The sequence below is a fragment of the Acrocarpospora phusangensis genome (assembly GCF_016862995.1).
In the GTDB taxonomy this organism is placed as follows: Bacteria; Actinomycetota; Actinomycetes; order Streptosporangiales; family Streptosporangiaceae; genus Acrocarpospora; species Acrocarpospora phusangensis.
On the sequence record NZ_BOOA01000009.1, the window covers coordinates 96,476 to 110,185 of the forward strand.

A 13,710-nucleotide genomic window follows, 5' to 3' on the forward strand; every position below is an offset into this window, starting at 1 on the left:
CGTAGGCGTTAGTGGATGGCGCGGAGGTCGATGACGATCAGTTTGTTGTTGAGGGAGTAGGAGTACAGGTCGCTGTGGTGGGTGAGGGTGTGGCGGGCGAGGCCGGTTGGGGTGTCGCGGTGGCCAACGAGGCCGGTTTCGCCGGTTTGCAGGTCGACCAGTACGACGGCCAGGGCTTTGCGGTCTTTTCCGTGCATGCGTAGGACGGAGAAGCGGTCCTGGGCGATGGTGGCGCTGGCGGTGTCCATGGATGGGAGGCTGCGCTGGGCGGAACCGTCTCTTGACTGGGTGATTCCGTCCTTGTCGCCGGGGAGTGGGCCCATGCAGCGGGTGAGGCCGCAGGTCCAGGATTGGGTGTCCGGGGGGACGGCGGCGGTTCTGGTTTCGCCGGTTTCGACGTTCAGTAGTTTGCCGAAGACGGGGGCGGGGGCCTCTCGCTTGGGTCTGCCGAAGAGGTCGGGCTTGCCTATCCAGGGGTAGGAGAGCAGGTGGTATCCGGCGGTTTCGGGGACGGGGGCCGGAGGGGTGTCGCCGGTCAGGGGGAGTCGCCAGAGGCCGGCGTTCGTGGTGGACCAGTAGATGTTGTCGCCTGCGACGGACAGTCCTTCGAAGGAGTCCGTGCTGACCAGGGCCGACGACGATGTGAGTAGCTCCGGGTCGTCGACGGGTCCGCCGGATGGTGTGCTCGCGCGCAGGGTCGCTTCGCCGCCGGTGATCGGGGCGGTCCAGATGTCGGTCACCTGGCCGGCGCTCTCGTTTCGTGTCGTACGCCAGACGATGGTCGCGGAGCCGACGGCGATGTCGGTGAAGGGGTTCTTGAGCCGGGTGGCGAGGTGGACCAGTTCTTTCACTTCGCCGGTACGCAGGTCGTACGAGGCCAGGAGGAGGGCTTTGGTCGATCCGGTTTGGATCAGCATTCTGTGCTGGTCCAGGAAGAGGATCGGCTGGTACTTCCCGTTCGGGAGTTCGAGAGGGAGTTCGTGGACCGCTTCCGGCCAGACGTTCTCCGGTGGCGGAGGTAAAGCGGCGGCGGTCGGGGATGGGGCGGGTGTGCGTTCCAGAAGTCCCGGAAGGATCAGTGACGACGCGACCAGGGCGACGGTTGCCGCTGCGGCGGCACCCAGAAGCAGGGGTCGGCGACTGCTGCGCGCTGGTGCTTCATCCATTGGCCGCTTCCCCGGAGGCTGATTGTCGTCAAGGGTCGTACCAGAACTTCTGCGTACCAGACCGTGTACGGCAGAGCGGGACAACATTATTGGTGAAATATCCGGCATGCGGACCTAAAACAGGAATTCGCTGGGCTCCTCCCCACGTCAAACGGCCACTCCCCCTGAGGGATAGTGGCCTGTTTGACTCCGTTTCAGCCGGCCGGTGCCGTCGCGACGAGGGCGTGGAGCGCGGCCGCGTCGTCGGCGCCGAGCACACGGTCCCCGATGGCGAGGACGCCCTTCACCACGTCGGGCGGCGCCGTGGCCGCCATCCGCCTGACGAGCCCGGCCCTGGTCGGCCGGTCGAGCGACGGCAGCATCAGCTCCAGACTGATCGCCTGGATCTCCGGGGTCATCTCGGCCATGAATCCCGCGCGCGCCGCGGCGATCTCCTCGTCGGTGCAGCGTGCCCAGATGCGCGGCATCACCACGGTCTCCTCCTCGTGCAGATGCGGGAGGTAGCCCGCCACGAATCTGGCCAGATCGCGGTAGAAGCCGAGCCCGGCCGCCGGATCGGGCCGGGCGGCGAGCGTGTCGAAGCTCTCGGCCAGATGCTCCAGCAACTCCTCCTGGTCCACGTGCTGCTCGGCGATCGCCTCGGTGGCCTGGTGCTCGTACGGATCGAGGACGCGCATGATGTGCCGCTCCTCGTGCTCGGTGTGCGACCGCAGCAGCGCCAGCAGGGGCCGCCATCGCGCCGCCAGCCGTTCGACGTCACCGGCATCGGCCCAGTCGGTGGCCCCCGCCTGCATCGTGACCTCGAACAGGCCCCGGCGCAGGGCCTTGTGAATGTGGGTGAACAGGTCGTCCCGTTCCATGTGCGGCTCTCTCTCATCGATTCGGTCGGATGCCGAAAACGTACGAAGAGACCGCCGGTGAGCGGCATCCCATAAACACGGGGGTGGTGACACGGCCACGTACGGGCGATCCTTCGGATATGGACCTGCACGAAAGCCTGCGCCGGCTCGCGGTCCGGGGCGGCGACCTCACCGAGATGCGTACGGGACTCGACCGGCTGCTGCGCCGCGCCATCGGGTACGACATCGCGGCGATCTCCACCGTCGATCCGGCCACCCTGCTGTGGACCAGTTGCTTCGTCACCGGGATCGGGCACGAAGGCGGCGCCGAGCGCGAGCGGATCATCTTCGATCTTGAGTTCCGCGACGCCGACCTCAACGGGTACGCCCGGCTGGCGAACGCCGCCGTACCTGTCGCGAGCCTGCACCAGGCCACCGGCGGCCGGATCACGGAGGCGGCACGGTACGAACCGCTCCTGCGCGAGCTCGGGGTACGCGACGAGGCCCGCGTGATGCTCCGATCCCGCAACGGTTGCTGGGGATCGCTGACGCTCTACCGGTGCACGCCGTCCCCGCCGTTCGCAGCGGCCGAGCTCACGGCGCTGAGCGGAGCGGTCGCCCCCATCGCGGACCTGTTCCGGCTGACCCTGCTCCGCGCGGCTCTGGATGTCACCGAGGGGATCGAAGATCCTCCCGGAATGCTGCTCGTACGCTCCGGCGGGGAGGTCGAGACGATCAGCACCCAGGCGCGTACCTGGCTGGAGGCCATTGACGACCGCGGCCGGATCCCGAGTGTCGTCCGGTCCGTCGTGGCCGCCGCGCGGGCGGGGAACGGTCCGGCCACAGCGGCCCTGCCGGCTCGCGGCGGGCGGTGGGTGGTGCTGCACGGTTCGCCGATCGAGGGCTCCGCGGACCAGGTGGCTCTGATCATCGAAGGTGCCCGTCCCACGGTGCTCGGCCAGATCATCGCGAGAGCGTACGATCTGACCTCGCGCGAGCGGGAGGTGACGGCGCTGGCCGCGCAGGGGCGCAGCACCCGTCAGATGGCGTCGGTTCTCGGCATCTCGCCGTTCACGGTGCAGGACCATCTGAAGGCGGTCTTCGCCAAGACCGGGACACACAGCCGGGGTGAGCTGGTGGCCTCGCTGCACACCCACCACTACGCTCCGCGCGTGGCGGCGGGGGCGGCGCCGAGCCCGTATGGCTGGTACCTCGACGACGGTGTCCCTGCCGCCGGATGAACGACGGTGGCCGTGGTGGGCCAGCGTCGGGACATTCGCACCAGTTTATCCCCGTAAATCGTGGATGAGGCGTATCTGTCGGATGCGTCACGTCTGCGATGGCGGCTCGCTCGTGCGCCACAATCAGGTCAGCGATGCGTCCTCAAGGCCGATCGTGGAGATCCGGGAGGATGGGCATGGGTGTTGCCGGTCCCGAGGACGGTGGGCCCGCCCGGCAACGGCCGCTCGTGGGGCGCGATCAGGAACTGGACCGCCTGTTCGGCATGGTCGATCAGATCGCGACGCGTGGGGGCGCCCTCGTCGTACGAGGCGAGGCGGGTATCGGCAAGTCGGCGTTGCTGGAGGCGGCCGGGGAGCGGGCGCGCGGGCGCGGCGCGGCCGTGGTGACGGCGACGGGTACACAGTCCGAGGCACGCCTGGCCTTCGGCGGGCTTCACCAGCTGTTACTCCCCTTCCTTGATCGCGTACGCCACCGTCCGGATCCCCAGCGCAAGGCCCTCGACGTGGCGTTCGGGGTCACCGAGGGCGACGCGCCCGATCTCTTCCTGCTCGGCCTGGCCGCTCTCGGCGTGGTCACCGATCGGGACGCGCAGGCACCGCTGCTGCTCGTGGTCGAGGACGCGCACTGGCTCGATCGCTCGTCGGCCGAGGTGCTGGCGTTCGTGGCGCGGCGTCTCGAAATGGAGCCGGTGATCCTTCTTTTCGCGGTACGCGACGGTGTGCCCAGCGCTCTCGACGAGTCCGGCCTCCCCGATCTCACCCTCGCCGGGCTGGATGCCGACGCGTCGCGCACGCTCATCGACGAGAACGGGGCTGGCCTGTCCGAGGACGTGAAAAGGCGGATTCTCGCGGAGGCGGCCGGCAATCCGCTGGCCCTGATCGAGTTGCCCGCCGCGGCGGTCGATCTCGACGTGACCCGGGCCTGGGAGCCGCTGCCGTTGACGGCCCGGCTCGAGGCGACGTACGCGACGAGGCTCGCCGCTCTCGACGCCGACGTGCGCGCGCTGGTCCTGCTGGCGGCCCTCCACGACGGAGATCTCGCCGAACTGGAAGGACTCCTCGGCGTACGGTCGGGCGCCGACCACTGGGCGGTGGCCGCCGCGGCCGGCCTCGGAACACTCGAGGACGGCGAGTTCCGCTTCCGGCACCCGTTGATCAGGTCGGCCGTCTACCAGGCGGCGAGCGGCGAGCAGCGCAGGTCGGCGCACACCGCGCTCGCCCGGACGCTGGCCGGCAACCCGGACCGGTCGGTCTGGCACCGGGCGGCGGCCGCGCAGGGACCGGACGAGGAGATCGCCTCGGCCCTCGCCGACGCGGCGGCTCGGGCGACGGACCGTGGTGGCCTCGACATCGCGCTCGCCGCGCTGGAGCGGGCGGCCGACCTGTCCGCCGATCCTCGGCTTCGCGCGCTGCGGCTCGCGCGGGCGGGCAATCTCGCGAACGAACTCGGCCGCTCGGCGGACGCGGTGCGGCTCCTTCGCGCGGCACTGCAGATCGGACGGCTTCCGGCACACGAGGCCGCGATGGCCGCATTCGATCTTGAGACCCTCACGCGGGCCTGGTCCGGCGCGTCCACGATCCGGCGATTCGCGCGCATCGCCGAGGACTTCGCCGAGCGCGGGGACGGTCGGCGAGCCCTCGAAGCCCTCGGAGCGGTGTCGGTCCGGGCCTACTGGGACCAGCTGGACGACAAGACGAGGCGGCACGTGTCGGTATTCGTCGAGCAACTCGCCGTCCCGGCCGACGATCCGCAGCGTCTGGCGGCGCTCGGACTCATCGATCCGATCCGTCGAGGCCCGGAGGTCATCGCCAGGGTGGCGCGGATGTCGCCGACCGTTTTGCCCGGTCCGGATGAATCGATGGCCGTCGGCCGCGCCGCCATGGCCGTGTGGGCCGACAACCTCGCTCTTCCGTTCCTCCGCTCGGCTGTGGCCGGCTATCGGGCCGACGGCCGGCTGGCGCGGCTCGCCCAGTGCCTCATGTACTCGGCCTGGGCTTACGTCAACTGCGGCGCGGTCCGCAACGCGATCACCAGCGCGGACGAGGCGGCGAGGCTGGCCGGGGAGGCGCGCCAGGTGCGTTTCGGGCGTGCCGCGAACCTGGCCCACGCCATCGCCGTCGCCGAACTCCGCGAGGAGGAGACGGCGGAGCATCTGATCGCCGATGCCGAGGCGGCGCTGCTGCCCATGGGCGCCAACCCGCAGCTCTCGTTGATCGCGTTCGCTCGCGGCCGGGCGGCGCTCGCGGCCGATCGGCCAGGCGAGGCGTACCATCACCTCGCCCGCATCTACGATCCCGCGGATGCTTCCTACCAGCCCTACGTCTGCGGTTGGGCGTTCGCCGACCTCGTGGACGCGGCCGTACGCGGCGACGGTGACCTTGACCTGGTTCGTGGTCTTCTGCGTGAGTGGCAGGGGATCGCGGTGGCCACGGGCGCGCCGCACCTTGAGGTCCAGGTCGTGTACGCGGCCGCGCTCCTGGCCGACGGCGAGGTCGCCGAGCGGCTGTTCCAGGCCGCGATGTCGAGGACCGCTGACTGGCCGTTCTACGCCGCCCGTACGCAGCTCGCGTACGGCGGGTGGCTGCGCCGGAATCGGCGAGGCGCGGAATCGCGTACACCGCTGCGCGAGGCGGGCCGGATCTTCGACGCGCTCGGACTGCTGTGCTTCGCCGATCGGGCGCGTCGCGAGCTGCGCGCGTCCGGTGAGCGTGCGCGTCGGCGTGTCCCCGCGGCGTGGGCGGAGCTGAGCCCCCAGGAGTTGCAGATCGCGCAGCTGGCGGCCGAGGGCCTGTCGAACCGTGACATCGGCGAACGGCTCTACCTCTCCCACCGTACGGTGAGCACGCACCTGCATCGGCTCTTCCCGAAGCTCGGCATCACCTCGCGCGCACAGCTCCGCGACGCCCTCCAACCGCCGCACGGTTCGTAACGACCGTCATGTGACGTACACGACGGTTCGGGCGGATGGCTAGCTTCGAGGCCATTCCTGTGACCTCGCGATAGGAGAGTGGTCATGCCGCGGATCACCTTAGGAATGGAGAACAACGCCCCCATCGAGATCCACTACGAGGACCACGGCAGCGGCAAGCCCATCGTGATGGTGCACGGGTATCCGCTGGACGGGAACTCGTGGGAGCGCCAGGAGCGGGTGCTGCTGGCGGGGGCGCGCCTGCCGGCCCTGCTCGACGAGGTCAAGCTGGTCGCGATCGAGGGAGGCCCGCACGACATCGCCTGGACGCATCCGGACGAGGTGAACCTGGCCCTGCTCGAGTTCGTCGACGCGCCCGCGGTCACCGGCCGTGCCCGCTGAGCCACGCGACTCCTGGGGCATGCCGTACGAGCTTGTTCGCCGGGACGGAGCGCCGGACACGGTCGCGGGATGGAAGGCGGTGACCGACGGGCTTCTGACCAGTCAATGCTGCGCATTCCATCGCAACCTGGAGATCTCCTCACGCTACGCCTGGCTCTACACGCTCCAGCCCGCATGCTTCAAATGGGCCGGCATGGCCGCGATCGCCTCGCACCACGTCCGCCTCGCCCTCTTCCCGCTACGCCTGGACGCCGACCGAACGGGCTATGTGGACATCCCGCGCAGCCTGGCCCGCCGGAGACTTCTCCTGACGCAGGACGTGAACACCATCCGGGAGACGAACAACGGCATCTTCGACGACATCTTCTGGGTTCATCTCGCGTACGCCACCGCCGACGACGGGATGGCACGCCTGCGCACCCTGCTGCGACCGGAGCACCACTACGCCCCCGTCCTCGCGGGCTTCGAGACGATCGACCGCGGACGCCGCATCCTCGAGGACGAAACCGCGTCCGCCGACGCCCGACGCTCGGCCGCCGACCTGATCTGGGACGGCAACATCCAACTCCTCGAGCACGAACAGCGCACCCTGGTGCAACCCCACTTCGACAACCTCTCCTGCGCCTTCGCCAGACTCGTCTCGCTCGGCGCCGCCACAAGCTTCGAGGTCCACGGCCTACGCCGAGAAGTCGTCTACTTCACATCCTTCTACCTCTACTCCGTCACACGAGCCATCCCCCACGCCCTACGCGCCCAACCCTGGCCGCGAATCACCCGCTACGACGACCGCTGGCACTGGCTCGTCACAAGCGTCGTCCCCCGCTTCCGCCGCTTCGACGCCGACCCGCGTTTGAGCGACACCAGCATGCAACGCATCCTGACCACAGCCCACGCCCTCGCATCAACCCCCTGCGTACCACCACAAACAGAAACCCCACACCGAACGCCCCGCACCCAGGCCCCACGCCGCCCATTCGGCCTACCCCTCCCCAGACAATCCCGCCGCCGCTAGCCTGCCTGGTGATCAGCGCGGGATCATTCAGGTGGGATGGGTCTTTCGGCTTCGAGTCCATCGGATGTACCAGTCGAGGAAGGGGACCGGCTCTGTCCATCCGCTGTGTGGGAAACCCCAGCGATCATGATTGAGCCAGGGGGCGGACGGCCACCAGTACATGGCCTCGGCCCAGCCCATCTCCGTCATCCACACTGTGCCGGCCAGGTCGCCGTTCATCGCAAGCATGCTGATCCAGGTGCAGCCATGGCCGCAGAGGAACATGGTCCCGGGCATCGGTTTGTCGAACCAGAGGATGGGCTCAGTGTCCTCCGCCGCGAGCTGTGGCAGACGGGCCACATCGTCGGGGCTGATCGGGAAGGGCGCTGACGCGGATACGGCGGCGTCGGGTTCCTCCGCGAACATTTGCTGTTCGCTCAGAGTCTCGTCGATGATCCAGTCCAGATTCAGCACCGGGCCGGGACGGACGCCGGGGCCGAAGCGGAGCAGGAATGACCGGAACTCCTCGGGCAGAGGCGCCCCTACGATGCCTTCGAGTGCCTGTACTTCTTTCTCGGACAGAGGCGCGATATCCGACAGGCTGGCGAACTGGGCGAGTTCGTCGCTCAGTTGCGCCAAGCTGACGTCTGATCGCATGTCATGCTCCTCGCGCTTTCTTCAGTGTCGATCCCCGCGCAGGATGAGGATGCTGGTATCGAGCAATCCTGCCCGTTGCCGTAGGCGCGGTCGTAAGGATCGTAGAGATCGTTGACGTGGTGATCCATGTCTTCGCGATGCTTCCTGTCGTCCAGGCGGGGCATCCCACGGGAAACGGTGGCGAACTCTGCCCTGGAGACAGCACGGCGTCGTCGGCGGATGGGGCGTCAGTCAGTTCAGGTCCAGGGCGACATCTAAGCGGAGGTAAGCGTCGATCCAGGTTTGTTCGGTTGTTTCGTCGGAGTTGTGGGTGCGCGTTGTGGCGAAGGTTGTGACGGCGTGGGCGATGCGGTGGAGGCCGAGGGTGGTCAGGTGGTGGGCTGCGGTGGTTAGGCGGGTGTCGTAGGTCGGGGGGAGGTGGGATAGGCCGTGGTGGGTTGCTTCGGCGAGGAGGGACCGGGTGTCGATCAGGGCTGTGGTGAGGGGGTCGGGATGGGCGGCTTCGGTGAGGGTGAGTCGGTGGCTTCCGCCGGGGGGTTGGAGGTCGGGGACGATGACTTGGCCGTTGGCCGCTAGGGCGAGTGGTTCGATGACGATGCCGCCTGCGGATCGGCTGACGACGCCGCTGACGAAACGCAGGTCCTCGTCGGCGAGTGCGGTGGCCAGGGAGTCGAGGCGTCCGGGGGCGGCGCCGGTGTGAGTGGCTCGGATGGTGGCGGTGTTGCCCAGAGGGTCGGTGATGACGGCGTCGAGGCGTTGGTCGCCGGGGGCGTACGTGAGGGATTGCACCCCGGCGATGGTGATGGCTCGGACCAGTTCGGCTTCGACGCGGGGGCGGATGGGGCGGAGGGGGAGGGCGTCGAGTTCGCGGTTGAGGGCGGCGAAGTCGGTTACCCGCAGGGATTGGGGGAGGTCGTTCCAGTCGCCTCGGGAAGGGCTGACCGTGGTTTTGGAGATTCGGCCGGTGGCCAGGCGTACGGTACGGCTGGCGCTGCGGACGGCGGATTCCGTGACCAGGTTGCCGGTGGACAGGGCGGCCAGGGTGGACGAGGCGATGCGTCGTTGCGCGAGTGCCGGGCCGTCGTCGTCGCCGTCCCACTGGCGGCGGAGGACCAGGACCATGGCGCTGTCGCTGTGGGCCAGGTAGACCTCGGCGATGCGCTGGTCGCCGAGGCCGCGGATCCGGCAGCCGAGGCTTTCCAGGCGGGCCCGGCGCAGCGGGGTCTCGGCGGCTTCGGCGGTGCCGAGCACGCTGCTGCGCAGGGTGGCGTCGGGCCGCGTCACCGCCCGGTGCCGGGCGTGGAGTTCGGCGATGTGGCCGGCGAGAAGTTCGGGCCGGTAGTGGGCGCTGCGGTCGCGGTAGGAGGCGAGTTGGTCGGCGAGGTCGCCGACGGCGAGCAGCGGCCAGCGGAGACCGGCGGCGTCCAGGTGGCGCCGCACGTCGGCGATGGTGGCGTCGAGGCCCTGGCCGAGATTGACCGCGCCCTCGCGCAGGACGGTGCCGGCCAGCCCGAGGGCTCGTTCGATCCCGGATCCGGTGCCGGCTTCGGCCTCGCCGCCGACGTCGACGCGTACTTCCAGAACGCCCGGGTGGAGTTCGTCGGCGACCCGGAACGCCCACACGGCCAGGGCGATGACGTCGTCGCGGCTGCCGGCGACGGTGTCGGTGTGCACGAACCCGAGGTCGCCGGGGACCAGGAAGCGTACGGTCGCGGTGGCCAGTTCGACCTGCGGCACCGGGTCGGCGGGGGTCGCGCGGCGGACCCGCGCGGTGAACCCGGTCCTCTCCGTACGCCGGGCCGCGGCCATCAGGCGGGCACCGATCCTGGCGGTGAGTTCGTCGTCGGTCACCTGCCCCGGTGACCAGGGCAGAGGCTCCGGGGAAGCCTCGGCGGGCAGGCGCTGGTACGCGAGGATCACCCCGATGACGTGGCGGCAGACGCCGGCGGCCCCGCAGGTGCAGCGGGCCACGTCGAGGCCGCCGGGAGGAAGGCTCGCGGTCACGCCGTCGGGGAAACTGCCGTGCACGGTCCCGTCGTCGTCGGTACGAAGCTCCGGCGCGGCTTCCTTGCCGGCCCGTTTGACCAGGCCGCGATTGGTGAGCGCGGCGAGAGAGTCCGCCGTGAGCCCGAGCAGATCCGTCCTCATCGGCCCACGTTCTCCGCCACGAAGGACGCCAGCTCGCCGGGTGTCATCGCACCCACGTACGCGCCGACATCGGCCAGACGCTGCGCCAGCTCCCGGTCGTACGCGGGATTGGCCTGCTCGTCGAGGGCGGCCAGGCCCAGCACCTTGCTCCCCTGCTCCACCAGGTCGCGTACGACACGGACCAGCCGATGCGGATCGCCGCCCTCGTAGAAGTCGGAGATCAGCACGACGATCGCCCGCCGCGGCTGATCCACCAGGCCCGCCCCGTACGCCGCCGCCCGGGCGATGTCCGTCCCCCCGCCGAGCTGGACCTTCATCAGCAACTCCACCGGATCGTCCACATCAGCGGTCAGATCCACCACATCGGTGTCGAAGGCGACCAAATGGGTGCGTACGCCGGGCAACCCCCACAGGCAGGCCGCCGTCACCGCCGAGTGAATCACCGACTCGACCATCGACCCGGACTGGTCGACGAGCAGGATCACCTGCCACTGCTCCAGGTGGCGGCGCGTACGGGAGAAGAAGTACGGGGTCTCGATGACCACCTTGCCGGTGTCGGGCTGGTACCGGCCGAGGTTGGCGCGCAGGGTCCTGACCATGTCGAAGTTCCGGGCCAGCTTCATCCGGCCGGGCCGCCGCACCTTCGTGCCGGAGAACGCGCTCCGGACCTCGGTGGCGAGCTTCTCCATCAGCTGCCGGACGACCTGTTCCACGATCCGCCTGGCCAGCCGCAGCACCTGCGGATTCATCAGGTGCTTGGTCCGCAGCACCGCCTTGAGCAGCGCGGGATTGGGTTCGATGCGCGCCAGCACGGCCGGGTCGGTTACCACGTCGTGGATCTCGTACCGTTCGATGGCGTCGCGCTGGAGTCGTTCGACGGTCTCCTTGGGGAACAGCCGGGTGATGTCGTCGAGCCAGTCGAAGGTGGTCAGCGTGGACTCGCCGGTCCCGCCTTGCCGTACGCCACGGCGGCGCAGGTCATCGTCGCGGCCGTAGAGCCAGTCCATGGCGGCGTCGCGGGCGGCGGCCTCCGGGTCGAGCCGCTGCCCGCCGAGGCAGACGCTGCCCGGCTCGCCGAGCAGCAGACGCCACCGTTCCAGGGTGGGGTCGGTCATGAGGTGATCAGTCCTTCCCGGCGCAGTGCCGCCTCGACCCGCTCGTCCAGTGCCATACCGGCGGCCACCAGGTCCGGTGCCGCGTCCAGCCGCATCAGGTCCCACCCGGACGCGCCGCCGGCGCGCCGCTCGACCAGGCGCGTGGCGATGAGGTGCCGTTCGCGCGGGGGGAAGAAGCCGAACGCCTGGCGCAGCGCGGGCAGGGCCACCAGGAACTCGTGGTCGGTCATCCCGCCGACCAGCTCGTCGAGGAGCTCCAGCATGCCGTCGGTGTGCAGGACCTCTTCGCGGGCGAGTGCGAACAGCCCGGCCAGCCAGTCCCCGGCGGATGCGGGGACGAACGCGCCGCGCACCGCACGGGCGGGGTCCGCGGCAGCCGTACCGCGCAGGGACCAGCCGAGGCCCAGCGAGGCTCCGCGCAGGTCGGGTGGGGCCTCCTGGCTGGCGGCGAGCCGGTCGGCGACGCCGAGCGCCGCGTCCCGGTCCAGCCCGAGTGAGGCGCCGGCGTGCCTGAGGGCGTCGCGTACGGCCATCACGGCGTTGATGCGCGGGAGGTCGGCCGGCGCGGGCCCGCCGCGTACGCCTTCGGCCAGCCACAGCGCCCGCCGGGTGGCGGCCCGCACGATCGTCCCCACGGTGGTGCTCCCGCTGGTACGGAACAGGTGGTCGTGACGCCACATCGCCAGCGCGACGGTGAGGGTACGCCCGAGCGGTCCCAGATCGACCGCCGCGCCGACCGCCCGCGCCAGGTCGTCCAGCACCTGGCCGGTCAGTTCGCCGATGCCGCACAGCGCCGTGTCGAACAGGACGTCGGCCAGCTGGTCCAGATCCGCGCCCCTGATCCGTTCGGCCAGGGCGGCGGCCGCCGCCTCCTGCGGATCCACGCCATACCCACCCGCCTCGATCAGGGCGGGCAGCCGGTCGTCGGAGTCGGTCAGCGACCACCGTTCGACCAGCTCCGTCCCGCCTGCCGGGCGGGGTCCCGACGTGCGCGCGACGCCGGGGATCCGCAGCACCCGCAGCCGGTGCAGCAACCGGCTGCGCTCCCGGTCGGCCTCCTCGCCGAGGTCGAGCCGTTCCTCACCCGGACCGCCCAGCACCGCGAGAACCGCGTGGACCAGCGGCGGCAACGGGGTCGAGCGATGCAGGCGGCCCACCCGGTCGCCGCTGAGAGCCGCGATCATCTCCACGATCACCGGATGGCTGCCGGCCCGCAGCGGGCCGCGGGCCGCCCAGGGCAGCGGGGTCTCGATCGCCTCGCTGACGAGGGCACCGGCCAGGCCGTCCAGCACATCGACCCGGGCCGGATGCGGATGTCCGCGCATCAGCGCGAGCCCGTCCGCGGTGGCCCGGGCGGCGATCAGGTCCGCGGTGGACACCGGCTGGCGGCGGGCGCGCAGCCGGGCCGTCACCCGCTCGGTGAGCCCCCGGGCGGCGTCGGCGGGACCGGACTCCCACAGGTGCTGGTAGTACCCCGGCGACGGCATCCCCGACTGGTATCCGTCGAAGGCGTCCAGCCGCTGGAACGAGTACGGCACCAGGTAACTGCCGACGGTCGCCTCCGCGGGCGGTTCCGGCATCTCCGGCCAGCTCCGGTCCCCCTGCTCGGCCAGCCGGATCAACGCGGGCCGGTGGAACCCGCCCGTGACCACGACCACCGGCCGGTCGCCCGCGTCGGCGACGGCGGCCCGGACCCACTGCGCCATGTACGCCTCACGGGCCAGGTCGTCCGGCCCGGCCCGCGTGTCCCCGCGCACCAGCTCGAAGTAGGTGGCCAGCCGTTCCGCCAGCCCGTCGTCCGGCTCGATCTCGAACAGGTGGTCCCACAACGCGTCCACGTTGTCCACCGCGAAGGTACGGCACAGCCGCCCGGTCACCTCGCTGTACCGCGCCTCGGCGTCGGCGTACCGGTTGCGGACGTCGGCCAGCGCCGGATGCCAGGCGGGCAGGTCGATGAAACGCAGCTCGGCGCCGGCCTCGTGCCCCGCGGTCAGCGCCGTCCACTCCGGGGAGTAGTCGCACAGCGGCGTCCACGACCCGTGGCGCCGTTCCGGATCCCGGTAGCTCGTGTAGACGGCGATCGGCAGCTCGTGACCCAGCAGCAGCTCGTCCATCCGGTGGTTCATGTCCGCCGGTCCCTCGACCAGCACGTACGCGGGCCGTACGGAACGGATGGTGTCGGCGACCAGCCGGGCGCAGGCGGGACTGTGGTGCCGTACGCCGAGGAACGTGACCGTCATCG

At 70.4% G+C, this 13,710-nt stretch carries 9 protein-coding genes and 1 pseudogene; 4 read left to right on the forward strand and 6 right to left on the reverse strand.

All coding sequences use genetic code 11. The features are described from left to right. Positions 1-8: 8 nt before the first annotated feature. Together Aph01nite_RS07885 and Aph01nite_RS07890 are read right to left on the reverse strand one after the other, a co-directional pair. The gene (locus Aph01nite_RS07885; protein WP_204040099.1) at positions 9-917 is read right to left on the reverse strand and encodes a hypothetical protein; all 909 of its coding nucleotides are present in this window, start codon (positions 915-917) and stop codon (positions 9-11) included. Positions 918-1,360: 443 nt separating this feature from the next. Beyond that, complete coding sequence (locus Aph01nite_RS07890) at positions 1,361-2,026, reverse strand: hemerythrin domain-containing protein (protein ID WP_204040100.1); 666 nt, start codon at positions 2,024-2,026, stop codon at positions 1,361-1,363. A gap of 119 nt (positions 2,027-2,145) precedes the next feature. On the opposite strand from Aph01nite_RS07890, the gene Aph01nite_RS41180 reads away from it, so the two are divergent. From Aph01nite_RS41180 to Aph01nite_RS07910, 4 genes and pseudogenes are all read left to right on the forward strand, one after another. Further along, complete coding sequence (locus Aph01nite_RS41180) at positions 2,146-3,246, forward strand: helix-turn-helix transcriptional regulator (protein WP_239161479.1); 1,101 nt, start codon at positions 2,146-2,148, stop codon at positions 3,244-3,246. Positions 3,247-3,422: 176 nt separating this feature from the next. Beyond that, positions 3,423-6,176 (forward strand): ATP-binding protein, encoded by a 2,754-nt coding sequence (locus tag Aph01nite_RS07900; RefSeq protein ID WP_204040101.1) that lies wholly within the window; start codon positions 3,423-3,425, stop codon positions 6,174-6,176. Between the two features lie 84 nt (positions 6,177-6,260). Further along, a pseudogene (locus Aph01nite_RS42570) lies at positions 6,261-6,434 on the forward strand (alpha/beta fold hydrolase); the annotation flags it as partial. Positions 6,435-6,546: 112 nt separating this feature from the next. Next, positions 6,547-7,569: a DUF2515 family protein gene (locus Aph01nite_RS07910; protein ID WP_204040103.1), complete on the forward strand. Its 1,023-nt coding sequence runs from the start codon at positions 6,547-6,549 to the stop codon at positions 7,567-7,569. Between the two features lie 27 nt (positions 7,570-7,596). Here the strand turns inward: Aph01nite_RS07910 and Aph01nite_RS07915 are convergent, their stop codons facing one another. The 4 genes from Aph01nite_RS07915 to Aph01nite_RS07930 form a co-directional block, all read right to left on the reverse strand. Further along, positions 7,597-8,205: an SMI1/KNR4 family protein gene (locus Aph01nite_RS07915; RefSeq protein ID WP_204040104.1), complete on the reverse strand. Its 609-nt coding sequence runs from the start codon at positions 8,203-8,205 to the stop codon at positions 7,597-7,599. 231 nt (positions 8,206-8,436) lie between these two features. Then, positions 8,437-10,353, reverse strand: coding sequence for a YehQ family protein (locus Aph01nite_RS07920; RefSeq protein ID WP_204040105.1), 1,917 nt, complete (start codon positions 10,351-10,353; stop codon positions 8,437-8,439). Further along, a complete protein-coding gene (locus Aph01nite_RS07925; protein WP_204040106.1) occupies positions 10,350-11,468 on the reverse strand; it encodes a VWA domain-containing protein in 1,119 nt (372 codons plus the stop codon). Before Aph01nite_RS07925 ends, Aph01nite_RS07920 begins: the two co-directional genes overlap by 4 nt. Next, on the reverse strand, positions 11,465-13,708 hold the full coding sequence (locus Aph01nite_RS07930; protein ID WP_204040107.1) for a DUF5682 family protein: 2,244 nt from the start codon (positions 13,706-13,708) through the stop codon (positions 11,465-11,467). Before Aph01nite_RS07930 ends, Aph01nite_RS07925 begins: the two co-directional genes overlap by 4 nt. Between the last annotated feature and the right edge of the window lie 2 nt (positions 13,709-13,710).